General features: G+C 61.1%; 21 protein-coding genes. 14 read left to right on the forward strand and 7 right to left on the reverse strand.

The annotated features are described in order from the left end of the window. Positions 1 to 16 precede the first annotated feature (16 nt). Entirely contained in the window at positions 17 to 706 is a 690-nt protein-coding gene (locus ASG79_RS04090) for a hypothetical protein (RefSeq protein ID WP_056388661.1), read from the reverse strand. Between the two features lie 801 nt (positions 707 to 1,507). Between ASG79_RS04090 and ASG79_RS22970 the strand changes: the two genes are divergently transcribed. Next, entirely contained in the window at positions 1,508 to 2,056 is a 549-nt protein-coding gene (locus ASG79_RS22970) for a GNAT family N-acetyltransferase (RefSeq protein WP_156400157.1), read from the forward strand. Between the two features lie 879 nt (positions 2,057 to 2,935). Further along, on the forward strand, positions 2,936 to 3,145 hold the full coding sequence (locus tag ASG79_RS04095; RefSeq protein ID WP_056388663.1) for a hypothetical protein: 210 nt from the start codon (positions 2,936 to 2,938) through the stop codon (positions 3,143 to 3,145). A gap of 227 nt (positions 3,146 to 3,372) precedes the next feature. Here ASG79_RS04095 and ASG79_RS04100 read toward each other — a convergent pair whose 3' ends face one another. Next, positions 3,373 to 3,927, reverse strand: coding sequence for a hypothetical protein (locus tag ASG79_RS04100; protein ID WP_056388665.1), 555 nt, complete (start codon positions 3,925 to 3,927; stop codon positions 3,373 to 3,375). A gap of 206 nt (positions 3,928 to 4,133) precedes the next feature. Next, positions 4,134 to 4,517, reverse strand: a complete 384-nt coding sequence (locus ASG79_RS04105; RefSeq protein ID WP_056388667.1) for a hypothetical protein — start codon at positions 4,515 to 4,517, stop codon at positions 4,134 to 4,136. A 582-nt stretch (positions 4,518 to 5,099) separates the two neighbouring features. Between ASG79_RS04105 and ASG79_RS23420 the strand changes: the two genes are divergently transcribed. Together ASG79_RS23420 and ASG79_RS04110 are read left to right on the forward strand one after the other, a co-directional pair. Beyond that, complete coding sequence (locus tag ASG79_RS23420; RefSeq protein ID WP_110543403.1) at positions 5,100 to 5,246, forward strand: lmo0937 family membrane protein; 147 nt, start codon at positions 5,100 to 5,102, stop codon at positions 5,244 to 5,246. Between the two features lie 796 nt (positions 5,247 to 6,042). Continuing rightward, the gene (locus ASG79_RS04110; RefSeq protein ID WP_056388669.1) at positions 6,043 to 6,717 is read left to right on the forward strand and encodes a PAS and ANTAR domain-containing protein; all 675 of its coding nucleotides are present in this window, start codon (positions 6,043 to 6,045) and stop codon (positions 6,715 to 6,717) included. Positions 6,718 to 6,829: 112 nt separating this feature from the next. Here the strand turns inward: ASG79_RS04110 and ASG79_RS04115 are convergent, their stop codons facing one another. Next, positions 6,830 to 7,180, reverse strand: coding sequence for a hypothetical protein (locus ASG79_RS04115; RefSeq protein WP_056388671.1), 351 nt, complete (start codon positions 7,178 to 7,180; stop codon positions 6,830 to 6,832). A gap of 509 nt (positions 7,181 to 7,689) precedes the next feature. Here ASG79_RS04115 and ASG79_RS04120 point away from each other — a divergent pair. The 4 genes from ASG79_RS04120 to ASG79_RS04135 all read left to right on the forward strand — a co-directional run bounded on the left by ASG79_RS04120 (position 7,690) and on the right by ASG79_RS04135 (position 9,847). After that, positions 7,690 to 8,028, forward strand: coding sequence for an ArsR/SmtB family transcription factor (locus ASG79_RS04120; RefSeq protein WP_056388673.1), 339 nt, complete (start codon positions 7,690 to 7,692; stop codon positions 8,026 to 8,028). 1 nt (position 8,029) lies between these two features. Further along, the gene (locus ASG79_RS04125) at positions 8,030 to 8,674 is read left to right on the forward strand and encodes a dihydrofolate reductase family protein (protein WP_056388675.1); all 645 of its coding nucleotides are present in this window, start codon (positions 8,030 to 8,032) and stop codon (positions 8,672 to 8,674) included. Positions 8,675 to 8,684: 10 nt separating this feature from the next. Beyond that, positions 8,685 to 9,155 (forward strand): SRPBCC domain-containing protein, encoded by a 471-nt coding sequence (locus tag ASG79_RS04130; RefSeq protein ID WP_056388677.1) that lies wholly within the window; start codon positions 8,685 to 8,687, stop codon positions 9,153 to 9,155. A gap of 128 nt (positions 9,156 to 9,283) precedes the next feature. Beyond that, the gene (locus tag ASG79_RS04135) at positions 9,284 to 9,847 is read left to right on the forward strand and encodes a GNAT family N-acetyltransferase (RefSeq protein WP_056388678.1); all 564 of its coding nucleotides are present in this window, start codon (positions 9,284 to 9,286) and stop codon (positions 9,845 to 9,847) included. A gap of 423 nt (positions 9,848 to 10,270) precedes the next feature. On the opposite strand, the gene ASG79_RS04140 is transcribed toward ASG79_RS04135, so the two are convergent. Further along, the gene (locus ASG79_RS04140; protein WP_162256814.1) at positions 10,271 to 10,774 is read right to left on the reverse strand and encodes a DUF1772 domain-containing protein; all 504 of its coding nucleotides are present in this window, start codon (positions 10,772 to 10,774) and stop codon (positions 10,271 to 10,273) included. Between the two features lie 421 nt (positions 10,775 to 11,195). Then, complete coding sequence (locus tag ASG79_RS04145; protein ID WP_056388682.1) at positions 11,196 to 12,092, reverse strand: LysR family transcriptional regulator; 897 nt, start codon at positions 12,090 to 12,092, stop codon at positions 11,196 to 11,198. A gap of 415 nt (positions 12,093 to 12,507) precedes the next feature. Between ASG79_RS04145 and ASG79_RS04150 the strand changes: the two genes are divergently transcribed. The 4 genes from ASG79_RS04150 to ASG79_RS04170 all read left to right on the forward strand — a co-directional run bounded on the left by ASG79_RS04150 (position 12,508) and on the right by ASG79_RS04170 (position 20,392). Beyond that, entirely contained in the window at positions 12,508 to 13,830 is a 1,323-nt protein-coding gene (locus ASG79_RS04150) for an MFS transporter (protein ID WP_056388684.1), read from the forward strand. A 55-nt stretch (positions 13,831 to 13,885) separates the two neighbouring features. Then, positions 13,886 to 15,253 (forward strand): carboxylesterase family protein, encoded by a 1,368-nt coding sequence (locus ASG79_RS04155; RefSeq protein WP_056388686.1) that lies wholly within the window; start codon positions 13,886 to 13,888, stop codon positions 15,251 to 15,253. Positions 15,254 to 15,274: 21 nt separating this feature from the next. Next, a complete protein-coding gene (locus tag ASG79_RS04160) occupies positions 15,275 to 16,366 on the forward strand; it encodes a tartrate dehydrogenase (RefSeq protein ID WP_056388688.1) in 1,092 nt (363 codons plus the stop codon). Positions 16,367 to 18,493: 2,127 nt separating this feature from the next. Beyond that, positions 18,494 to 20,392 (forward strand): DUF262 domain-containing protein, encoded by a 1,899-nt coding sequence (locus ASG79_RS04170; RefSeq protein WP_056388691.1) that lies wholly within the window; start codon positions 18,494 to 18,496, stop codon positions 20,390 to 20,392. A 165-nt stretch (positions 20,393 to 20,557) separates the two neighbouring features. On the opposite strand, the gene ASG79_RS04175 is transcribed toward ASG79_RS04170, so the two are convergent. Beyond that, the gene (locus tag ASG79_RS04175; protein WP_056388867.1) at positions 20,558 to 21,028 is read right to left on the reverse strand and encodes a sensor histidine kinase; all 471 of its coding nucleotides are present in this window, start codon (positions 21,026 to 21,028) and stop codon (positions 20,558 to 20,560) included. An 844-nt stretch (positions 21,029 to 21,872) separates the two neighbouring features. Here ASG79_RS04175 and ASG79_RS04180 point away from each other — a divergent pair. Together ASG79_RS04180 and ASG79_RS04185 are read left to right on the forward strand one after the other, a co-directional pair. Then, positions 21,873 to 22,619, forward strand: a complete 747-nt coding sequence (locus ASG79_RS04180; protein ID WP_162256815.1) for an EAL domain-containing protein — start codon at positions 21,873 to 21,875, stop codon at positions 22,617 to 22,619. A 134-nt stretch (positions 22,620 to 22,753) separates the two neighbouring features. Beyond that, complete coding sequence (locus ASG79_RS04185; protein ID WP_056388694.1) at positions 22,754 to 25,213, forward strand: EAL domain-containing protein; 2,460 nt, start codon at positions 22,754 to 22,756, stop codon at positions 25,211 to 25,213. The last annotated feature ends 2 nt before the right edge of the window (positions 25,214 to 25,215 follow it).

Here is a 25,215-nt window from a genome sequence, read left to right on the forward strand (position 1 = left end):
GCACCACCCTGGGCGGTTATAGGCCAAGCAGGGAGACGGCGTGGGCGATGACCAACGCCAGCAGCACAAAGCCGCCGAAGGCTTCCAACCCCATAAGTCCCTTGGCCCGGGCTGAAAGCGGCATCGTATCCGTGGGGCTGAACGCCATGGAGTTGGACAGCGAGAAGTACAGATAATCAATGAACGCAGCCGTCCAGCCGGTTTTGACCGAAGATCTGGCCGCAACTTCCTTGACAGCGTCGTGGTCTTCATCTTGCGGGAAGCGGAAGTCTGCTCTGGGCAGGTGGGGACGCGGAGTGTGTCGGCGGGATACGGGTCCGCCGCGGTCCAGTTCCCAATAGACCAAGGCAAAAGCGATCACGTTCGTTACCCATACCTGAAGTGCGGCGAGCAAAAGGGTGGGGCCGTTGCTGTTGGTTGTCGTCAGGGCAATGACCAGCTGAACCAAGGCAGCCTCGTTGGCCACGACCAGGAGGAGTGCCTGGCCAATGGAAAGAATTCTGGACCAGCGAGTTTCGCGGGTGAGCCGCCGAGGATTCAGGACCACCAACGGAATCAAGAGGCCAAGGCCGACCACCACGACGACGTACCGAACGCCCGGCAGGAATGTCGTCGGCAGCGTCCCGTATAAGCCCAGCGCAGCGAGGAGGCCAATCACGGCGGGCCAGCGATGCTCGGCTCGGCTCTGCATTTCGACTGAGATCATGATCAGGAGTCTAGGCTCGGTTGCCCCGTCGGCGCCGTTCAGATCATCGACTGTGCGCCGCGTCGGCTTAGCGTCAGCACCCGGGGGTGCGGGGCTTGAACCACCCGTGAGTCGGCCGCCCTCTGCACGAGTGTTCCGCGACACACCGGGGAGGGCTTTTGCTCCCAGAAAGTCCACGGGTGTGCACCCCCACGAACCTCACCAGGATGGAGCCGGCCGCTGCGGACTGCACGCTGTCAGTTCGTCCAATCTTTCGGTGACAGCCAGATCCCCGTGGCAGAAGTCGTCACAGGCCCGGCCAAACCCCTTGCACCGTCCACCCCCACACCTGGTAAAGGCGGCGACAACCGGTCCCGGCCCGGCAATGGTGTGCGGGTAAGTAGTCTGCCGCAACACCGCACGGCTGCACTCCAGACCCCGCAAAGACTCCGCAGCCTTGTCCATGGCGTCCCTGGAGTTCGTGCCCGCAACCGTGAACCAGCCAGCTCCGTGGTCGGTCCCGTACTCAAGAAGGAACGGCATGGAGGAAAGCATTCCGCACCAAACCAGCTTCAGACAGGGCCGGTGGTCCCTCTGGGTCGACCGCACCGATACACTTCCCACCCAGGTGGCGAACTGGGGCAGCAGTCCGGCACCTGAAGTAACCCATCCTGACCCTGGACTTAGTCGACGTTCTCCTGAGAGGCTGGCCGACGTGACCTGCTCGGCAGGACCCAGCGAAACCGCCACCAGACCGGGCTGTTGCCTCTGCCGCGGGACCAGCTGGCCTGGTGCTGGCGGGGCGATTGTTAGTGTGGCCTGGTGACAACACTTGCACTTCGTTGGACTACCGAACTCTCCGCTCGTGACTACGCCGATATGGCGGTTCTATTCGACAGTGAATATTCGGAAGACTGGGGTTCCTGGAATCCGACGCGAGGCTACGGTTACGCGCGAGGTGAGCTGCATTGCTTCGCACGTGTCGGTGGCAAACTCGTTGGATATGCTGCCTCAGCACGCCGCTTCATAGGTGTAGGCAATGATGAGGTTCTCGTCGCAGGCGTGGGTGGTGTCCTGACAGCGGCCGAGGCACGTGGCCAAGGGGTCGGGCGCGAGGTTCTTTTTAGGCTGCAAGAAGCTATGCGTGGTTTGGCTCCTGCCGATTTCGGTTTACTCGGATGCCGTGAAGGGATCGTGCCTTTCTATCAGTCGTGCCGCTTCACGCTTATTGAATCTCGCATTCGAGATGTTTCGCCACGCGATGCCATGAGCGTGATTGAGAGTGCTGGTCCGACCTTGATCTGCGAGGGGACCAAGCCGGTCGAGGCTTGGCCCGACGGAATTGTTGATCTGCGAGGCTTGCCTTGGTAAGCCGTGTGGCAACGACTTTGCCGGGCATCAGAGTCCTAATTGCTGCGTTTTCATAGGGGCGGTGAGGTACTCCCTAAGCGAGCCGCGGGCGCACGTGTTCTGGCGGTAGTGCCCGGGGCGTCCGTGCCGCAGCGAGAACAGTGGTAGTCCTGTGTGGTAACTGCGCAATCGACACAGACCGGTTGACCGCCGTGGGCGGCTGGCCGACCGGGAAGCATGCGCTCTGTTCGGCAGTCAGGGCGAGACACGTGCGTGCGCACGGGGACGGTGAAGCAGGCCACGCAGATCCTGCCTCCAGGCCAGCTGGCGCGGTGCCGGCTGGCGCCCCGTGAGCAGGTGTTGCAAGTGAATTTCTCTGCGGTGCGGGGTCGGCCGCGGACGGTGCGCAATGCAGTTTCGGGCGCTCGAGCCATGCCGCCTCGCCTGTCTGGGTGGAACTTGCAATACTGCGTCGAGGACCTCACGTCCGAAAGGAACTTTTCGCACGCCTCGAAGGCGTCGGCCGCGACATCGAAAACCGTGTCATCGGCAACGACAGCAGCCGGTTAAAGGATCAAGGACTGATAGCCGAAAGCACGGCGGCCGCCGACTATGGTTCAGCCGAACACCATGAGAGGTTTGCCGAGTCCTTGGAAAACACCGGGGCCAGCGAAATCCAGATCAGCGGCCGCCTGGCCGCGGCCCGCAGTGAAGGCACGCACCCCAGCGCCGCGGTCTCCGTGGGGCAAGCGTGCGGCGAAGGCCCGCAAGTCCCGTCCGGGTGCAGCCGTCGGCTCCGAGCGGGCAAAGAACGGTCTCAGCCGTTGACGCCAGGGATTCCATGCCAGGCCGGGCACAGCCGCCGACTCCAACGGACCCGACCTGGCAAGCGAGGATCGCATGACTGATGACCAGACCGACAATCCTGACTGCCACCATATCTACGGGAGCGACCATGAGGTTATTGAAGAGGCCATCAGGTTGCTGGCCGATTTGGATGACACGCCTCTGCACCAGATGACTCCGCTGTATTACCAGCACGGGTTCGAGGAGTTACGGATGTTGGCCGGCGATCTTCTGCGGATCCTCGGACACAACCTTGAGAGCTGAGTCAGGGCAGAGCTGATATCAGCGGGCGCCCAAGCCAGGACAGTTTGGGGATGCCGCTGCGTTGCCGAGGCTTTCGCGATCGATCAGGGGAGTTTGTCCAAAGTTCTTTGGACTACCCGGCGCAGCTGGGGGAGGACCGGAGTGAATTCCCGTTGTCCAGGGAGTCTTGCCGATTGAGGTGTCGGGAGACCGGTCCACGAGCGGGAACGGTTGAGAGGGAGTGGGCGCTACCGGCATTCCAGCCCGTAGAGGGACAGCACATAGTTCAGATCAGCGTCGTCGCGGTGGATCTCAGTTTCGGCTTCAATCAGCACCGGGTCAGGGCCGAGCATGTCGTCCTGCCGCCGCAGCCAGTAGGCCCAGCAGAGGCCCCCGCCATACTTTGAATGTGCCCGGACGCCGGCGGCGTAGTTCCCGTCATCAAGAACCTGCTCACGCAGCCATTCGGCCATCGCCGTGGTCGCGCTGCGGTTCTCCCCGGCGAGTGTCCCCAGTGTGATCGTGCCGATGCCGAAGGCATCATCCAGCTGCTGCCCAAGGTGGCGGTTCAGGGCGGCGATCGATTCGGCTGCTGTCAGGTCGATCCACCGTGTCGGGCTGGGGATTTGCAGTGTGTACATGAGGCGCCCGTCCCGCCAGTTGGCCGGCAGCCAGCCGGGGACCATGTTCCCGTTCCTGGTCCAGTCATCCTGGATCATCTTCCGAGCCGTCTCGACGGTGATGCCGAACTGGCCGGCGGCGAAGGTGACGGCGTCTCGGAAGTCCTTCCCGACCCTGGCCATGGCCAAGGTCTCCGCGTACGCGGTGCGCCGATCCCCGGCCAGATATACGGTGCTGCCGGGGGTATCGAAGCGCGACCAGGAGGAACGGTCAATCGTCCCCGAGCTTCGGGGCAGGGGATTCAGGGGCCCGTAAGACGATTTCGCGATGCGGTAACCCCTGACCGGACCTGTCACATACGCCAGACCGGTACTGCCACAAACTCCCGTCAACCCGGGAACCTGTCTTCAGTCATGGCTGTCGCGGCGGCGATAACGTCCTTGGCCCGCATGTCCTTGATGGCCTCGATGGGTGAGATCTCGTCCAGCCAGGGATTGGCGCCGACAAACCACAGCCTGGCCACGTGCTCACCTTCCACGCTGGAGACCGCGGTCCACGCCCGGTGGGCAAGCTGCAGCCGGGCCTGCGCTTCGGGGCGAGGCTCCGGTCCGTCGGTCCGCGCCCATCGGTAACTGATTTTGGGGTCCTTGCTGCCCGCCAACGCCGCCACCAGTGTTGCTCCGAGCGCGCTGTTAAGCTGGCGGACGATTTCCCGGATCCCTAGACGGGCAGTCCCACCGTGAGCAGCACCAACATCAATCGAAATACTCACGACGCTTCACCTCACTTCCGGAACTATTAGACTACCAAAAATCCACTATAAATCCACGGCATGTCTGTCGGGACATGGGTCCCGAATTCAACGCCGGCACATTCAACCCCAACAACCGGACACGTGGACCTCTAAGCGGCGGTTCCGCAGGGAGCGTGGGGGGTCCTGGCATGGAACGTCAGTGAGTTCGTGTCGACCGGCAGGGAACGCTCCGCGCAGTTCACTGAAGTGGCGGCGGAATTCGCGGCCCGGGTCGTTGGATTTATCTGGGACGGCTGCCCGTCACGGGCAGTCCGGGAATGGTTAACTCAACGCCACGCGCGCCGGAGAAGAGGCGTGTACCCGGACCGGTCGCCACCTGCGAAACACCAGCCTCCGCCGTTGGGCTGCATGCGATGCGCCGATGGCCGGGGTCGGAAATTCCGACCAAGAAGTCGACACGAATCCGGAGGCGCATCGAAACACGCCAGTTGCAATAAGCATGCTTAGTATTAGGCTGACATTGTTCGAACCCCAACCGCCAACCTGGGCACCCGGATCGCGGGACCAAGAGTTCGGTAGTAACAACTGAAGGAGACTCCCATGTTGCTTTGGATCGCCATCATCATCGCCGTCCTCTGGCTGCTTGGTCTGCTGGCCAACATCGGCGGAGGACTGATTCACATCCTTTTGGTAGTTGCTGTGATCGTCCTGATTATCCACTTCGTCCGGGGCAGGTCCCGCGTCTGAAACCTTGGCGATTGCCACGAGAGCCCGCATCAACGATGCGGGCTTTCCTGTTGGATGGAAAATCGCCCGTGCCAAGAACTCCCTCCACCACGCGCCAAGCGTACCCGGCGGCCCAGGACCTACGGTGACGTGGGGCGCCTACAGGCGCGCTGTGGCACAGCTGGCCCCGACTCCCAAAGGCCGCCGACGTCGCTGCCGTTGTGGGACGGGAGGCCACCCTCCTGGCCCCAACACGATCCGAACTCATTAACGTGGGCCTGCTCTGTACGCCCGTCCACGGCTTCGCAGGCTTCACGGTCCCGCACTGTGACGACTTCATGCTGCAGACCGTGCCGGTGCCTGAAGTCCCCGGTGCAAAAAGGCCGCACAAAACCCAAGAAAGGCGGGTGGTTGAGATCGGCCTGACGCATGATCCAACTGACACGCCACATTCGTGCCGGATGGGCCGTCCGCCCGGCACGAATGTGCGGGCTGTTGGCGTAACAATGCGTTTCAGCGCGGCTCCAAGGCTGCTGGAGAGTCCCACCAAACACCCGCTTCGTGCTTAGCGGCTGCCCACACTTTCCCTCCTCCTGCTAGCCCCAGTCAACCGGAAAGGCCTATACCGTGCGCCGTTTGGGTGCCGGCCCAGCGCACCCGCCGCCAGACGTGCTCACAGCATCAATTCGTAACCGAGTGACCCAAGCTCACGAGCCAGCAGCCTAAAGTTTGAAAGAGTATTCGCAGGTGGAGCGGCGTTGATATCGTTGTGAGGCGGTGCGGTCGACTTGCTGATGCCAAGGAGAGTGACTTGTCTATGTCCGAGGACCGGGTCTCGTACGGCTTTCCCCTTCCTGAGGGTGAGGTGTGCCCGACGGGGTCATTCAGGCTGTCATTAGGCACCGGTCGGAGTGAGTGGTCCGAGGGCCTGTATCGCATCCACGGCTACACCAGGGGTGAGGTCGTCCCCACCACGGAGCTCGTTCTCGCTCACAAGCATCCCGATGACCGGGACGCGGCCTGTCAATTCATTCAGACCCTTGCTCGCGACGGCGGTCAGGGCTCCAACTTTCACCGAATCATCGATGGCAAGGGCCGTGAACACCGCGTCCTGACCGTCGCGGAGGCCGACCGGGACGGGACCGGGAAGGTGGCGGCCATCCATGGCCTGACCATCGACCTGACGCGGGCAATGGCCATCGAGAGCGGCCAGGCCGCTGCGGCCGCCTTGGCGAACGCATACGCGACCCGCGGCCTCATCGAACAAGCCAAGGGTATGATCATGGGCTATTTCAATGTCGGCGCCGTCGAGGCCTTTGACCGGCTCGCCGGGCATAGCCAACACGCGAACATCAAAGTGTCTGCCCTCGCCGCGCAGCTCGTTGCCGCCGCGGATCAAGGACACCTCCACGACGTCCTGCGCGGCTGGCCGCCCACGCTGGCCCCACGGCAGCAAGGATCGGGCCCAGCCACCACGCGGAAACCCCAATGATTGCGTGAGGTGGGCCTCTGCAGTCTGGGCCGCGACGGTGCGCCTTTGCTGAGCGGCCGGCACGATAGGGGTATTGACGCTAGCTGTTCCGGAAAGGTTCTTGCCGTAGGACTCAGGATACGGTCGAAGTCCCAGCCCGTTTGGTCGCGGTGGCTGGCGCGGGCTCGACGTTTGTCCGCGCCAGCAGTGCCTCGACCACCTCGGCAACCAAGTCTTCCTTGTCCCGGCGCTTGGCGTCCTCGAGTTGCGCGACCTCGACGCGCGCGGCCTGCCAGGCCGACCAATGGCCGGAGACCAAGGCCCAGAGGGAGAGTGCCGAGACGTAAACCACCGAATCGAGCCACCCCATCAGCAGCGAAATAGGGATCATCAGGATCCAAAAAATAGCCAGCCAGCCGTTGACGCGGCGCATGAAAACGGGGTCTCCCTGAACCATCGCCCACAGACTCTTGATGGGGCCCACGCATCCTCCTGGGTGAGTTGAGGGCGGAGCGCTCCGCCTCCGGGACCGTACCTGCGAAGGCTGGGTGGAAGCTGGGAATCGGGCGTATGCCGTCCCCAAGATGTCATTCGGGGTTCGGACCCTCCGGCGGTCACCGGGGGAGCGCGGGGATTGTCCTACTTCTCGGGTGGGCGGCGTCCGTGTTCCTCATTGGGCTGACGACCTGACCGGACGCTTCGCTCGTGTCCCTGGGCCGCCAAGGCCCAACGCGTTGACGTGCGGAGCGGCAGACATCGCTCATCCTGGCCCGACAAATAGGCCTCCGATTGCCGGCCGGTGGGAGCACGGTCGACATTGCCGGCTCGATGCGTTCGCCTGGTCAATTCGTGCGTCGCTTTGTCGGCCAGCAAGGCCGGCCTTCTTTTCTATCTCCGAAATCGGAACCCTGGATTGACGACGGGAACGCTGCTGAAAGCCGTGTTGGGTGGATCGATTGACAACCTCCTTCTCCGTCACAAATACTTAGGTTTGTGCCTAAGTATTATGCCGAGCTTGACTCCGTGCTCCGCGCTCTCGCGGATCCCACGCGCCGGGCCGTCGTGGAGCGATTGGCGAAGTCCCCGGCGGTAGTTTCCGAACTCGCGGAACCGTTCGAGATGGCGTTGCCGTCGCTCATGCAGCACTTGCGCGTCCTGGAGGACGCGGGATTGGTCACGTCGGAGAAACACGGTCGTGTCCGCACTGTGAGCCTGCGCCCGGGCGCCCTCGACGTGCTGCACCTGTGGCTCGGCGAGCAGCGCACACCGGCAGAACACCAAGCTGATCGGCTAGGCATCCACCTCACCCTCACTCACCCGAAGGACATCTGATATGACCCGTGTTCGTATGGCCCTGTTCACCTCATTGGACGGATATTCGCCAGCTGACCCGACGCCTGACAATCCGATGGGCAGGGACTGGGGGCGCCTGACGGAGGCGTACACCGCGACCCGGACGTTCCGGGAGAAGGTATTCGGTGACACCAGCGGAGCTGGAACGACCGGTGTGGATGATCGGTACGCGAACTCGTTCTTCGAGGGTGTCGGCGCGGAGATCATGGGAGCGGGCATGTTCGGGCTCCACGCTTTTCCAAATGACCCGGACTGGAAAGGCTGGTGGGGTGGCAAACCGCCGTTCGGTACCCCGGTCTACGTCCTTACCCACACCGCGCCGCGCCCGTCGATCCCGATGGAGGGCGGGACAACGTTCCACTTCCGCAGCACCGCGCTGGAGGACGTGCTCGCAGAAGCGGCCAAGGCCGCCGGTGACCTGGACGTTCGCGTGGGCGGTGGCTACGGGACTGCCCGCGACTTCCTGCGCGCGGGCCTGGTGGACGACCTGCATCTCACCGTGGCCCCGATCTTCCTCGGCGGGGGCAACCGGCTCTGGGATGACCTTCGCGCCTTCGAGTTGACTCACCAGGTGAGGACGGAAGTCGCCGAAAGCGGCACGATCCACATCACCCTGACACGATAGGAACCTACCCATGACGATCAAACGGCGACTCGCACGCTCCGGTTTTACCCTGACCCGCGACTACCCGGCATCTGTCGAACGCGTCTGGGGCGCGTTCGCTGACGAGAAGCAGAAGCTGGCCTGGTGGGGCGGCGGCGACAGCATGGAGGCCCGGGAGTGGGCCTTCGACTTCCGCGTTGGCGGAAGGGACGTCGCAGAAGGCAAATTTCACGACGGTCCAGTCTCCCGCTATGAGGCCACATACACCGACATCGTCGAGCACAACCGCATCGTCACGACATACGACATGTGGCTCGACGGCATCCACGCCTCGACATCGGTGGCGTCCTTGGAGTTCGACCCGATCGAGAACGGCACCAGATTCACCCACGCCGAGCACGGCGTGTTCTTCGACCAGTTCTGGGCTGACAACGGCATCCGGGAGAAAGGAACCCGTGGCCTGCTCGAGGCCCTGGGCAACTACCTCCTCTTGGGTGCCTAGCGCAGCGGCCGCTCACGCGCCCCACCACGGGAGACCGGTCCATGGCGGTTATAAAGTCGCCGCACACGTCTGAGAAAATTACCTCCCCAGTGGCAACCACGACCACGGGCAGATCCTCTGGAGAAACTATGTTTGAAACAGTCGTGCGAGGCGGGGTGGCCTTGAAGCCGCTTGAGACATGGCACGCCGGCGACTTTGCCGAGCATATGAGCAGGGCCAAAGAGCATATCCGGCCGTGGGTCGGACCGGCCTTCATCACCGACACTGTCGACGGTGCCCGCGCCACCCTCCACCGTTATGCCACAGCCACAGCGAATGATGGCGCGCGGATCTATGGGCTCTGGGACGAAGGAAAGATCGTTGGAGGCGTAATGTTTGTCGCGTTTGACCCCATCTGGGGCATCTGCGAGATCGGCTGCTGGCTTGAACCCGATGCTGTCGGCGGCGGACTCATCACCCGATCCGTCGAACTGCTCATGGAATGGGCCTTCCTAGAGCGGGGGATGTCCCGCGTTGAATGGCGGTGCCGCACCGACAACGACCGCAGCATCGCTGTCGCGCAACGACTGCGCATGCGCTCGGAGGGCGTTCTTCGCAGCAGCTGGGTCTACGACGGAAATCGGTACGACAAGGAAGTATTTTCAATACTCCGCGCCGAATGGATCAGCACAAGACCTGATACCACCCCCTAACAGACGCCGCCCCGGCGACGGGGCCGTGCGCCTGAGCATATGGTCCCGCAACTGGCTGACGATGAACTGCTGACTCTTCTCTCAACGGTGCAACGGCATCCAGGGACGGGTGAGACGCCAGCCTTCCGCCTTGTTGTATACCGCAACGACTGGGCCACCACCGAGGACAGATTCGTTGTTGGGCGTGTACCGGACGACAGCACTGGTGCAGTCCAGTCCCCGGAGAGCACTTTTCGCTTTAGTCAAAGCATCGTTGACGCTGATACCTTCCACCGCCAACCACCCAGTACTCTTGTCGGTCACGTATTCGAGAAAGAACGGCATAAACCGAAGCATGACCGCCACATCGTATTTGGAATAGAGCCGGAGTACCCTCTGGCGCCACGACTCTCCGGGCTATCACTTCCTTCTTGCTTCAGGCGTTCACGGGTTCCGCAGGCGATCCGTTCGGGCATGATGGATGGCGGCCAAGGCGACGGCGCTGGCTATGAGCCTGACCGCGTGAATTCTGTACCACCGCTGCAGCAAAGGTCGGCGCTGGTCTTCGCCTGGCGGCAGGGGGCTGAAGAACAGCTTAGGGTTGAGGAACCGGAGCACGTAGGCGGTAGCAGCAGCCCCCGTTGCCGAGCTGGCGGCCGCCACGATCAGTGGGACCCTGGTGCTTGGCCGGTCCCATCCGGCCACGAGGGCACCGAATGCGGCAGGAGCGTTGATCGGTGCGATCGGTGCGTAGTAGCGGCCGGGGCTGCCCGCTCCAAAGGGGGACCGGGGGAGTTCACTGCTGGCCTCGGACGAGGCTAGCCGATGCGGGACTTTGACGAGGACCTCGTAGAGGTTACCGAAGAACCAGTGCGCATGAGTGAACTCTGCGACATCCAGCAGTCGATCAGCGAAAACAACGCGGCGAAGATGAGAGTCATCATTCATGCCCATAATCTACGCTTCCGTGGGCGAGTAGAGGACGACCGTCCCGGCCCATTGAGATCGCAGTTTGCTGGGCCAACCAAGAGCCCCTCCGGCTGCAGCCCAGCAGCACGAGCCTATTCGATGTGCGTTGCTGGCTGTTCGAACCCGCAACTACCTAGGCCCACCACGCGCATCTTCCTCCTCAACCTGGGATGGACTTGGCAGTTGCCCAACCCCTGTCTCAGGTCAGATTAAGTTCTAAGAGCCATCCGTGGGCATGTCCGGGAAAGGGCTTGTCGGCCCTAGTCTGACGCGAATCCCACCCAAAACTGACGTCAGGTTTGGGTGTACACGATCTGATGCATTTGCTGGCTCAGTCAGTAGGTGCAGGGACGCGAAAAAGCAGAGTCTTCCTTCTATCTTGGTGTCGTGGCAGAGGAGCCTATTCCGGGTGTTGGCCGTTAGGCTGCTTGCGTTGTCTCCATTCCCACTCGTCAGTCATCCATTGGCGTAGGTCTCGGGCTAGTCTCCGCAGCTCATCGGATGCGTAGTGGTTGGCGTCCCAGGACGCGTGCTGGACGATTTCCAGCGGTTTGTCCTGGGCGTAGGCGGGAAGGCTTTGCAGGCCGAATCGTGCAGGCTCTGTCACGAGGGCGTATCCGTGTCCGTTGGCGGCCAAGGCTTGGGCTATCGTCCCTGTTGATGCTTCGCGGATCATGAGCGGGGCGTCAAAGCCGGCCATTGCCCGAGTCACCACGATCTGCACACCGCTTCGAGGGACAATCACCCATTCGTCCTTCAGGCTTTCCAGATCGACCTGTAAGGCCGTGCCGAAGGGAGCGTTTGAACGTGGCTGGCCCTGAACCAGGACGGGGATGGTTGCCACCGCAAGCTGGGCCCGGTGGCTAGGGGGAGTTAGCGAGCTCACGGCCATGTCTACTTCGCGGTTGAGCACACCATCTAATTCGCTGGCGAGCAAGATCTCCAGGTCGACGATAGGCGCGTCTCTTGCAGCCATGAAAGAAACAAGGATGTCAGCGGTGGAATGAGGGCAGGCGACGCGGAACGAGGGTATCCCTCGAAACCGTGACCTGATGATTCCTTCTGCTCGCTCGAAGCGGGAAAGGACATCCTCGCCGAGTTCAAGCAGGATCTGACCGGCAGCGGTGGTCATCATGCCGGCAGGTGTGCGGTGAAACAGACGGACTGCCAGTTCGGTTTCGAGGCGACTGATCTGTTTGGAGACCGCTGGCTGGGTGACGGACATGGCGGTGGCTGCGGCGCTGACTGAACCCAGGCGTGCGACTGTTTCGAAGCATTCCAGTGCTCTTCTATCCATTCATTCAGGTTATATGGATCGGGGACGAAGGACGTAGGAATCTGTTGTGGACGAGAAGCTGCACCACTGTGCGGAAGGCCGACCGATGTTGATGCGTCCATCCTGCTTAGGAGGCCGGACTGACTTTGCCGCGGCCCGGATGAAATTTGGGCTGGCACCGTGTCGGTGATGGTGGGGCGTTGTTGGACCCTCGGGGACGGGGGAGCGAGGGACTCGGTGGGAAAAGGCCTCCAGCAAGCTATTCCAACTGGTTATAGGGCTCCCACCTATTTTTCATTAGACAGTTATCGAGGCGGAAGGAAAAATTGAGGTAATCAATCACCGGTACGGGTAACACGGGCCGGGAGCATGTCCAAGGGTCGCTTCACAGTCAGGGCCTGCTACTTCAATGGCAAATTCAGTAAAGGGAGAGACGATGACGTCTACCGAAAGCACTACGGTCGCATTATCTAACGTTGAGCGGCAACGTGAAGTACGCCGCGTCGTGCAGTCCAGCTTCTTGGGAAGCGTCCTTGAATTCTATGATTTCCTGCTTTACGGCGTCGCTGCCGCGCTCGTCTTCGGTCCCGTGTTCTTCTCCAACCTGCCTTCGACGGTTGCGACGGTTGCTTCCCTGGGGACCTTCGCCGCGGGTTACTTGGCCCGGCCGATCGGCGGCATCATTTTCGGGCATTTTGGTGACCGGGTTGGCCGCAAGAGTATGTTGCTCTGGTCCCTGTCCATCATGGGAGCCGCCTCCTTCCTCGTGGGTCTTGTGCCACCGGAGTCGGTAATAGGTCCATGGGGTGCAGTGATTCTCGTCGTTCTGCGGCTCATGCAGGGTGTTGCTTTGGGCGGCGAGTGGGGCGGTGCCACGCTTATGGCGCTCGAACATGCGGACCCCAAGAAGCGGGGTTTCATGGCTGCCTTCGTCAATGCCGGCGCTCCGGCAGGCGGCATTATTGGCACACTCATGATGGGGCTTTTCTCTGCGATTCTCACCGAGGACGAATTCCTGTCCTGGGGCTGGCGCGTCCCCTTCCTGTTTTCCGCCCTCATGCTTGCTGTCGGCCTCTACGTTCGCCTGAGGGTCTCTGAAAGCCCCCTTTTCCTCGCTGCGGCCAATCAAAAAGAGGCCAAAGTCAGTTCTGAGGTTCCCATCATGGCGATTCTGCGGGCGCCCCGCACAGTGCTTGTCGTGGCCCTGGCCTGCGTCGCAAGCTTCGCGCTGCAGTCTGCGATTACAACGTTCGGCCTTTCCTATGCCGTTGATCAAGGGTCGGCTCGAGAAGATGTCTTGTTCGGCTTTACCATCGGCCAGATTGCGGCGATTGTCCTTATCCTCGCCTACGCAAAACTCTCCGACCGCATTGGCCGTCGACCCGTCATGATCTTCGGGTGTATCGCCTCCATTGTCCTGATATACCCCATGTTTGAATTGCTCAAGGCTGGTGGCATCTTATTCACAGCCCTCGCATTCGTCGTGTTCTGCGTTGGCCAGAATGCGATCTACGGTCCTATGGGCGCCTTCATCTCTGAGCAATTCGCCACGCACAGCCGGTATACCGGTGCTTCGGTGGGATACCAGCTGGCCAGCCTGGTCGGTGGAGGCTTCACCCCAACGGTAGTGGCGTCCCTCTATGCTGCATCAGACAGGTCCGTCATGCCGGTGCTCATCCTGATAGCGGCGATATCCGCGATCAGCGCAGTGTTCCTGTGGCTCTCACAGGAAACCCGCACCCGGGACCTGACCAAATGACGCAGCCAACAAGGAATGCTTCACGCTGCCCGGCAAACGGAAGCGTGCAAGGAAAATGAAGTTCGTCATGACCGAGGCGTACGACAGAACCGACGCGCGGGGACCCGTTCCCGCTAAAGTCGCAGCTTTCTACGGCATCCGATACGCAACGTTGACAGGCGGCCGGCGGTTCTCGGCGCCGGTGCCCGTCCTGGGCGACGAACAGCTCGAAGCCGGGTACCTTACGGACGTCCCAATATTTCCGGGCCAAGGGAGCGGACTTGAAGATGTGCTTGGACGGGGTGACGCAGAAAACCTGCAGTCCGAAGAGGCCTTCTTCCTGAACGTCTGGGCGCCCGACGGCGCTGACGGACTGCCCGTGGTGGTCTTCCTGCACGGCGGTGCGTGGATGAGCGGGGGCGGCTCTGTCCAGTGGTACAACGGGCGGCATCTTGCAGCGGGCGGCCTCGTCGTCGTGACCGTGAACTACCGGCTAGGTCCGATAGCTCACCTGGCGCCTCCCGCCGAGAGCGGACGGCCTACACCCAGCCGGCCGGTTCAGGACCTGCTCACCGCATTGCAATGGGTTCAGGACAACATCGCCAGGTTTGGAGGGAACCCTGATCGAGTCACCTTGGCTGGCCAATCAGCGGGAGGCTGGTACGCCCATCTCCTGAGCGTTCTGCCCGAAGCGCGGGGCCTGTTCGAAAGACTAGCTCTCTGGAGCATGGGTACCCGTACTCCCAGGTCGACGGCCCTCCAAACCCGCATTTACGAGGCCGCGAACCGGATACTGACACCATTGACGACCGGGAACGCTCCACCGCTCGAACTCCTGCAGGCGGGGGAGAGGGCACTCAGGACGGTTCTGCCCCCCGCACCCTTCGGTCACGCACCAGCGGGATACCTGCCCCATGTCACGGACAACGTTCCCCCGGATCTTCTCGATCCGATCGCCTCGGCGAAACATTGCAGTGCCAAGGCCGTATATGCCCGATTCACTGCAGAAGAAACGGGATCGTTTTTCCACAATGTGCCGGTACTCCGACATGCCGATCACGCGCGCGTTGAGCAATGGCTGGAAAGCCTGCCTGAGGGGCCCCTTCCCAACGCTGTTGTTGGCGATGCCTCATTTCAACAGAAGTCACCATACGAAAAGATCGTCGCCGCATCATCCTGGATTCAATACAAGGCCACCCCGACCGCACTTGTGAACGCATACAACGTCGCTGGTAAGCCTGCACAGATTGATGAGTTCACCTACCGGGGAGCTGTAGACGGCCAGCTCAGCGGCCACTGCATTGACCTTCCCTTTCAGTTCGGAACATTCGAGGAATGGGCCGACGCGCCAATGATGAAAAGCTGCAACACCGACACCTTCGATGCACTGTCCACCCATCTCATCGGCGGCCTCACAGCCTTCGCGTCCACTCAAATGCCATAACCCCAACCAAGGAAACTCCTCATGACTCAAACCCATAAAATTGCCGTGATCGCCGGAGACGGAATCGGACAGGAAGTTGTCCCGGAGGGGATCCGGGCACTGGAAGCCGCGGCAGAGGCCTTTGACTTCAAGCTGCAGACCACCACCTTTGACTTTGCCAACGGCGATTACTACCTCAAGCACGGGAAGATGCTTCCCGATAACTGGATCGACCAACTCAGTGGCTTCGATTCCATCTTCTTCGGCGCTGTCGGCTCCCCGGAAACCGTTCCGGATCACATCTCACTGTGGGGAAGTCTCCTGCAGTTCCGGCGCCACTTCGACCAATACGTCAACCTGCGGCCCGTCAAACTGCTAGCCGGAGTCAAAAGCCCCCTCGCTGACCGGGTACCCGGAGAAATTGATTTCTATGTCGTCAGAGAAAACACAGAGGGCGAATACTCCAGCATCGGAGGCAGGATGTTCGAAGGAACGGACCGGGAAACGGTCCTCCAGGAGACAGTCATGACCAGGACCGGCGTGGACCGCATCCTCACGTACGCATTCGACCTCGCCGCCAGCCGCCCCAAAAAGCACCTGACATCCGCCACCAAGAGCAATGGCATTTCGATCACCATGCCGTATTGGGACGAGAGGGTTAAAGCGATGTCACAGAAGTTCCCCAGCGTCAAGACCGATACCTACCACATCGACATCCTTACGGCGAACTTCGTACTGCACCCCGAAAGGTTCGATGTGGTCGTGGCCAGCAACCTCTTCGGGGACATCCTCTCTGACCTGGGCCCCGCCTGCACAGGAACGATCGGGATCGCGCCCAGCGGCAACATCAATCCCGAACGACGCTTTCCGAGCCTTTTCGAACCAGTCCACGGCTCAGCCCCAGACATCGCCGGCAAGGGCATCGCGAACCCCATCGGCCAAATCTGGAGTGCAGCCATGATGCTCCAACACCTTGGCGAGGAGGCCGCAGCCGCCACAGTCGTGCGGGCCTTCGAGAACGTCCTGGCCAGAGAAGACCAATCCCTCACCCCCGACCTTGGCGGCAGCGGAACCACCAAACTCCTCGGGAAAACCATTACGGAAGAAATCCGGGCGGTAGCCGCCTCCCATTGACAATGCCCTAACACTCACCCCCACCGACTTCTCTCATGATGTCTCCCGGGGAAGCCCTGCCAGAGAGTCTCGGCATTCCCCAACCCGCCCCGCAGCCCGCAAGGTCAAGTAGTTCTCTTTGGCCGAACCGGCCGGAATTAATGGGCTGGTTATGCTGGGGATCCTCGGATAAAGGGGGCAGGGTGACCGTAGGGTCACCCTCCCCCCTTCTCTAAACGCTGCCATGCGGTCCCGCGCCCGGCCGTAGGGCTACCAACTGCGGTCGACCCATTCCAAGACTTGGCCTTCGACGCGAACTACCCGATTCTCTGTCCAACCACCTACGCCTCCAGACCGCGTCCTGTCAGGTTGAGTTCTGGACATGTCAGAAGACGGTCAGGATCTTCCGGACACTGCTCGTCAGGTTAGGGTGTTCCCTAACTGGACGTGATCTCGACAAGCGAACCAAGGTTTCCGGGCTTGAAGCTTCCTTTCAAGACAGCCGGCTTCCTTTCAAGACAGCCGAGTGGACCGGCAGCTCAGATTTTGCTCCGCTACGGGCGGTGCTCCATTTGAAGGAATCAGCTGAGGGCCAGTGCGGGGTGACCATTAGCGCGGCAAAGGAGCTGGGCCATTTTTCGCTGCGACTTAGACCGCTGACCTGCCCGTATTCGAGCCTTGGAGGGCTGTCTTGAAAAGACTCCTCGATTTCGTCCTGGTTAGACACGCGGCGATGCTACTTCGCCTCAGTCAAGGTAGTGCATTAGCCGGTTGGCCGGTAATCGTTCCGAAGCCGTTGTCCTTCAATGCTGGTGGTTGTGACTGGCGATCCGCAGGCAAGCTGGAGTCGCCAGTCGGCGTAGTAGAGCGTGTGCTCGTTGCGGCCCATCCCCGAGTACCAATACTCCACCTCAGAAATACTGCTTACGTACTGGTTTTCTGACCTGAATGAGTAGCCCATGCTTTCGCCGGGTCCGAGGGTGAGTTCAGACGGTCTGGGCTGGCCAGGCGGGGGCACGTAATCATAGTCCCCGAACCTTTGGATGAACCGGGGCTCGCCTCGGACGTTTAACCCTTCAACGTCCGGGATGTCCCTGTCCCAGAAAGTGATAGCGGCATCCATGCCGTTATGAACGGCACCGCGACCGGATACGGTAACGAATTCCGGCAAAGTGCCAGAAGTGAAATCCACCTGGGTCAGGCCTCCGGTAACAGAGCCTGTCGGGCACTGCATTGGCCCTAGTGATGGTGCAGGTGCTGGCCTCGCCGGTGCAGGAACGGTGGCAGGGACTGGCTGCTGCGCAGCTGGCAGCGCGGGTAATGGATCGGGAACCTGAATAAAGCTAGGCGCCGGCACGGGGGCATGAGTTTCGGCAGCGGTTGCCGTTGCCGTTGCCGCTGCGGGAGCTGGTTGTGATTTTGGGGCTGAGGCGGCCGAGAAAGGGACCGGTTTGGTTACGACAGCGGTTGAGGGTGCCCGGATGGACTCCACCACTCCCGCGAAAACTGCCCCCGATGCAATCGCTACACCTATTACCGACAGGACAACGACAAGCATGGTCCGCCTTGATCCGGCCGCACCCCCAGACTCCATAGCGAAAGTCTAGGGCCGTTAGTCCGGCCCGACCATCCCCTCGCGGGCTAAACGAAGAGCCAAATAACGACGTGAAAAAGCTGCCACTTATCGCTGAGGGCCACAGACCGACCCGCCTCCCTGGTTCCCGAATCGGCGTTGTCTGGGAATCTTCCATTTTCGAGAGCATGCCGAACACGGGATGGGCACGTCAGAGCTTTCACCCATCTCACGCCTATGCCCGAATAAAGCAACGTTGACGACTTCCGGCTCTTATTCACAGACACGTACGATCGCAATCCTCGGAGCTCAATCCAGATGCTGCCTAATGGGTTTACTCCTTGACATCGACGTGCTGGCCTTACTCCTCACTGAGTCTGGTCTTAGCACTTGGACCCGCTTTCCGGGACGGCTACGTCGCCGCTATGTCTTTAGAAGACTGCTTGCTGGCGTTAGGTGTCGTTTCGACGGAGAAGGGCCAACAAAAAGTACGCTGACAAGCGGAGGGCACACTGCCCTGGGCGTCCGTCATAAGTGAAGCGGGCGTTAAGAGACAAGCATGGGGGAGAGCTGACTTGGAAATTCAGCCGGAAAAAGAGAACTTGGATAGAACGTTCTCGCAAACAGTCTTCAACATCGACTTCTACCAACGAAGCTACAAGTGGGGGTCAGAACCCGTTCGCCGACTCCTTGACGATGTCTTTTTTCAGTTTGATGAAGCCTGGGCCAAAAATTCCTCTCTTGAACCCACTGTAGAAAACGTGGTGGACAGGTACCCCTGGTACTACCTCAATACCTACGTAACCAACAGGGTGGACGGCAGAGTATACGTGGTCGATGGCCAGCAGAGACTCACCACCTTGACGCTAGTACTCATCAAGCTATTCCACCTTGCGCGCCGCCTTGAGTCTTCCCACCAACACTGGATCGAAAGCAAGATTGTCGGACACTCCGGTTCCGGCCGGAAGTTCTGGATGAATCACGCCGGACACTTGCCAGTCCTCCACGCCCTGTACGAGGGAACCGACCCCCATCTCATCGACACCGCTTCCGGGGTGACAGCTGAGAACATGGTGACGAATTACCGGATCATCAGCACTCAGCTAGACAACAGACTCACCGAGGTCACTCAATTCAACACCTTCGTGATCTTCTTCCTGCAGCGCCTTGTTCTCGTAAATCTGGACGTTGAGTCAACGCATGTCCCCATGGTCTTCGAAGTCATCAACGACCGCGGCGTGAAACTGAAGCCCCACGAGATCCTCAAGGGAAAGCTGCTCGGGCAAATCGAGAAGATCGAACTGTCCCGCCTAGGACTTAACGAACTCTGGGACACCCGCGTCGAAGCGCTCTCGACGTACGGCGATGACACTGTCGATGACTTCTTTCGAGCATGGCTCAAAGGTAGATATGCCGACAGCCGTTCCACAGGACGGCGGTTTGACGGCGACTACCACCGCGAAATGTTCAAGCAGGACCTGAACAAGATCCTGAACCTCGAACACAGTCCCGCCGACGTCAAAAAGTTCCTGACCGAAGACTTCGACTACTACTCGGCCCTGTATCTGCGGGTGCAAAGCTACGCCCGGACCCCTGTTGAAGGATTTGATGCAGCATATTTCAACGGCTCCGCAATCAACAAAATTGATTCCCAGTCATCTCTCATCCTCGCGGCCTGTTCGGTAAACGACCCGGAAGAGGACGAGAAGATTGTCGCGGTAACTGAAGGTATCGACAGGATGTCGACTCTCCTCCGCCTCCAAGGCGCTTACAGCTCCAACGAGTTCCTGGACCGGATGTTCTTGGTAGCCGCGGAACTGCGAGACAAGACGGCCAGCGAGATCCCCAAAGTATTCGAAGTTCACCTTGCAGCGGAGATCGGGCTACGCCGAGGAATCGAGAACCCCGGTGCATTCAACCGCCAACTCTTCAACACAATGACAGTGGACCGGCTCGGTAGCCGATTTACACGGTACTTCTTCGCTCGAGTCGAAAAATTTATCGCTGCTGGCATGAAGAAGGAAATGAAGCATTCAATTGAGGACCTGGTCACGAAGACAGGACCCAAGAACGGATTTCACATCGAGCACATCCTGTCCTACAACTCAGAAAACAGGGCATTGTTCGACGGAGACGACGAGCGTTTCGAGGCCGAGCGCGCCCGGCTCGGCGGCATCCTTCTCCTTAGGGGGCGGGACAACATCTCTAGCAACAACGAACCGTACTCCCACAAACTCCGGTCATACTCCAATAGCCTTTACTGGAACGAAACACTGCGCGAGGACACCTACAAGAGCAAGAAGGATTTCACCGACTTCATCACCCTGACAGGTCTCAAACTGCATGCGATATCGGAGTTCGGACCAGCGGCGCTGCACGAAAGACATTCGCTCCTGGGGGACATCGTTGAACTATTGTGGCCGGTCCAAACACGCACGGACACCGGAGCAATCCCTCTGAGTTCCCCGGAATAAACCTGCTACGTCGATAACCGGTGAACAAAATGGCCAGGGCTGGGCGACGCACGGTCTCAGCAAGCAACTCACGGATTGGATGAGGGTGAACTTGTGGAGGCATGGGCATGTCCGCACCTGACCCACTGGACAGCGCCAGTTTCCGGTCGCCGCTTGAAGACATAGTTAGTCCAGCGGGAGTGTGACCGCGATGCGGAAGCCGTTGCCGGGGCTGGAATCGATGGTGATGGTGCCGCCGGCTTCGTGTACGGCGATGGACATCAGACGGAGCCCGAACCCGCGGTTCCGGTTGCCGGTTGCAGTGCTGTTGAAGCCGTTGCCGTTGTCGGTGATGGTCAGGCGGATGCCGTGGTAGACGGCGGCGAGCCGGATAGTGATTTCGGCGGCCTGGGCGAACTTGAGGGTGTTGCTGAGTGCTTCCTGGGCGGCGTGGTAGAGCAGGGCTGCGGCGGTCGCCGTTATTTCGATGCCATGATGCGGTGTGTCCCATCGGATCGCGGTTCCCTGTTGGCGAAGGGGGTCCGTTAGTCGGTCGATGCAGCCGGCGACGCCCAGGGCATGGAGGTCCAGGGGGCGGTGGTCGGTGATGATGCCGTCGATGACAGATACTTCATCCAGGGTTGGTGCTTGAGACATAGCCGTTCCTGCTTCCGCTGCTTTTTCCGTTGTCGGTGCGGCCATGACCTGGCTGGCTGCCGTGGCCTGGCTGTTGTGTCGATAGTGCAGGGTCAGCATCAAGGGTTCCGGTGCTTTTCCATAGCTCCCGTGCAGGGTTTGGGCAGGATTTAACAAGACTGCCCGACGGCTGATTTCGTACTCCGAGTCGATTATTCGACCGGATGGCTTTGGGGCAAGTGAAGCTGGCTCGGTGGGCACTTGAGGACGCTATCTTCGGTCCTTACCAAACGGATGGTGGATCGCTGCTCCAAGGCTGGTCGTCCCGGGCCGTTGGGCCGGTGCTCGCTGCTTGATATCAGTCCGCTTGCTTTACTTGTTCCACCGCAAACGGAAATTCGATTCTTTCTGGTTGTATTCTTTGTTCAGGCTGAGGCTGCACTTTCCGCGCTGTTGGGGAGAATGGCGGTTAAGGCCTGGTGCCGGGCTCAGCCGGCACTTCCAGTCAAAAAAGGAATAGCCGATGTCTAGGGATGAGTTTCCTCTCCTAGCGGTCACCGGCGCAGAGGACACACCGGGTCCTGGGGGACCTGCTTTTCCGCCCCAGGCGGTGGGGGGAAGTTCTCTGCGGTCGCAGGTGATGGAGCTGATCAACGATGTCCTCTCCGACCCTGCTCCCGAGACTGAATGGGCCAGACGTCAGCTGCGGACACTTCTGGCCTCATATCCGGATAATCCCGAGCGGGCGTTTCTTGAGCATCTGATCGGGACACGGAAGCAGGGCGCCGGGCAGCGCCTCCCCGCGGGCGGCGCGGGGAGTACTCCAGCAGGTCGTCCTGTTGGGCAGGGCGCCCAGGACAGCGGAATGACGAAGAGGATCGAGTCGGTTCTGGGCAGCAGGTTGTTGCTGACGGCGTTCCAGCCAGTCCATAGATTGCCGGAAGGTGGAGTCGTCGGGGTTGAAGCCCTTACGCGTTTTGTCAGCAGCGATGGCGCCGACGCTGACACCTGGTTCCGGGACGCGGAGAGCGTGGGTCTTGGCGTCGAGCTGGAGGTCGCGGCATTGGAGTGCGCTGTGTCCGCGGCGGGGGAGATCCCTTCGCATCTCTTCGTCGCGTTCAACCTGACTCCGACGGCGGTGACGGAGAGCCGCACCCAGGACCTGCTGCAGAATTCCGGGCTGGCGATGGACAGGATTGTTGTCGAACTCCGGGGCCAAACAGATGATACGCAATGGGAACGTGTTATCCGGTCGTTGAAACCGTTCCGCAGAATCGGGTTGCGGGTAGCGGTTGATGGGTCCGGCCCGGGCTTCACCCCGGTCGAGCGGATTCTTGCCCTTCGACCGGACATCATCAAACTCGACCGGACATTCCTTGATGGGATCCTCGAAGGGCCAGAGCCTGATGAGCCGGTCGTGATAGGTCTTGCCCGGGAGGTTGGAGCGGTCCTGGCGGCCGAAGGCATCGAAACGGAAACTGAGCTTGCAGCGGTCATTGATGCTGGCTTGACTGCAGGGCAGGGCTATCTGATGGGCCGGCCGTCCGTGCATCCGCTGGACTGGTCGTCATGGATTATTCAACCGACTGTGGGGGTCAACGTTGAGCCATAGCAGCAGCACGGAGTGGTGCTCGATCCTTGATTGGCTGGAACTGGCCGCGGCCGGATGAACCCGGCTCGTCACATACTTCAGCAACTGAAGCGCAGAACGGGTGGGCCGGATCGAGGACAAACTCGGGGGTATCAATGGAGGGGCAAGGACGGGATGACCTGCTGACGCAGTCGCTGCTGCTCGATGAGATCGGCCAGTCTGTGATCGGGATGGACAGCAGGTGGCGGGTCACGTACTGGAACCGCGCCTCGGAGCGTTTGTATGGTTTTGCTGCCTCCGAGGTGCTGGGGAAGACGCCCATTGATCTGGGTATCATCGGTCATTTCCAGACCCTGGAGCCGGGGCCGACGGGGGAGGAGATCGCCGGGCAAATCGCCGGTGGCAAGGACTGGTCGGGGGAATTCTGGGTGCGGGACCGGGCCGGCAGGGAGTTCCCGGTCCATGGGACGATCAGCCCGATCAGGGCCCGGCACACTGTGCCGGTGGACATAGTGGCCATTTCCAAGGACATCACTGACCGGAAACACACGGAGGCTGTTCTGCGCCGCCTCTCGGCGATGGTGGAGTCCTCCGGGGACGCCATTATCAGTGCGGATATGGATGGAAAGATCACCAGCTGGAACGCGGGCGCTGTCAGGATGCTGGGCTGGAGTGCGGCAGAAGCCGTCGGGCGGGCCCCGGACCTTTTCACAACCCGGGCGCCGGAGGATACCAACGAGCGAGTGGCTGAACGGATCCGCAGCGGCGCTTTCGTCCCGGGCCTGGAAGCGCGATGGCGGCGGAAGGATGGGTCGGTCATCGACGTCGAGCTGACGGTGTCACCGGTCTACGGCCAGGACGGGAAGCTGGCCGGAGCCTCCGGAATCGCCAGGGACGTCACAGAAATCAAACGGTTGCAGTCAGAAGCTGCCGCGGAACGCCGCCGGCTGCTGGCAGCCCAGGAGATGGCCCATGTGGGAAGCCTCGAGTACTCGCCCTCGACAGGAGCGACGTGGCATTCGGAGGAGTTCGCCCGCATCGTGGGCCTGGGGCCGGGTGAATCTCCATCATGGGAATGGATGCTGGACCGGACCCACCGGGAGGACCGGGACGGGGTCCGGCAGATGTGGCGGAGACTGTACGCGGGTTCGGGTTTCGAGGACATCGAATACCGGCTCCTCCTGCCCGATGGCGGCCAGCGGTGGCTGCATTCGAGAATTCGAAGCGTGAACGGTCCGGACGGGAAACCCCTGCAGTTCCTCGACACGGTGCTGGACGTTACCGAGCGTAAGAACGCCGAGCAGGTCCTGGAGTGGCAGGCCCGCCACGACGCCCTGACGGGCCTTCCCAACAGGTACCTGATCACCGAGGTACTGCAGGGTTTCCTGGACCGCGGTTCCCGGCCGGTGGTGATGTTTGTCGATATCGACCGGTTCAAACTGGTCAATGACGGCATCGGCCATGGTGGTGGGGACAGGATCCTGATGCTCTTGAGCGAACGCCTGCTCGGGGCAGTCAGGGCCGGGGATACCGTGGGCCGCTTCGGCGGCGATGAATTCATCATCGTCTGCGAGAACATGGGTATGCGGGCCGCCAAGGTCCTCGCCGGGCGGATCCGTGAATGCATCAGGGCGCCGTTCGAGGTCGAGGAGCGGCAGATTTTCCTGAACGTCAGTGTCGGCATCGCGCTGGCCGGACCTGAGGACACGGCACAGTCCATGCTCGGCGGCGCTGACACCGCAATGTACCGGGCGAAATCGGCCGGTGGGGACGCCTCCGTGGTGTACCACGAGAGGATGACCCGACGGGCGAGCGGGCGCCTGGATCTGGAATCGGATCTGCGGCTGGCCCTGGACAGGGGAGAGATGTGCCTGCACTACCAGCCGATCATGGACCTGGACGCGGGGGCGCCGCTGGGGTTCGAGGCGCTCCTGCGGTGGAAGCACCCCGACCACGGCGTCATACCCCCGGAAACGTTCATCCCTATCGCCGAGGAGACCGGCCTGATCATGCCGATTGGAGCCTGGGTCCTTCAGGAGTCGCTGCGCCAGGTTCAGCAATGGCATCACCAGGTGGAGGGGGCAGAAGATCTCACGGCAGCGGTGAACATTTCCGGACGCCAGCTGGTAGCCAAGGATTTCCCGGACGTCGTCGAGGCAGCAATCCAGGCATCCGGCATTGATCCGGAAGCCGTTCATTTGGAGATCACGGAAACAGTCCTCATGGATGAACCGGACTTGCCCAGGGAAACCCTGCAACGTCTTTCCCGCCTGGGCGTTGGTCTTTCCATCGATGACTTCGGCACGGGCTATTCCTCCCTGAGCTACCTGAAATGGCTCACAGCGAAGACGTTAAAAATCGACCGCGTCTTCATTCGGGAACTGGGCGTGGACCCGCACGGCGGCACCGTCATCGAGCTCGTCCTGGGCATGGCGAAGAGCCTCAAACTCGACGTCATCGCCGAAGGCGTTGAAACCCCCGCCCAGCTCAACGAACTGCGGCGGCTGGGCGTCACCCGTGCCCAGGGGTACCTCTGGAGCAAACCGATCCCGTCAGAACGCGTCCCCGCCTGGTTAAACGGCAGGTTACGTAAACCGGCGCAACAGCCGGGATAACA

This window comes from Arthrobacter sp. Soil761 (assembly GCF_001428325.1).
Lineage (GTDB): Bacteria > Actinomycetota > Actinomycetes > Actinomycetales > Micrococcaceae > Arthrobacter.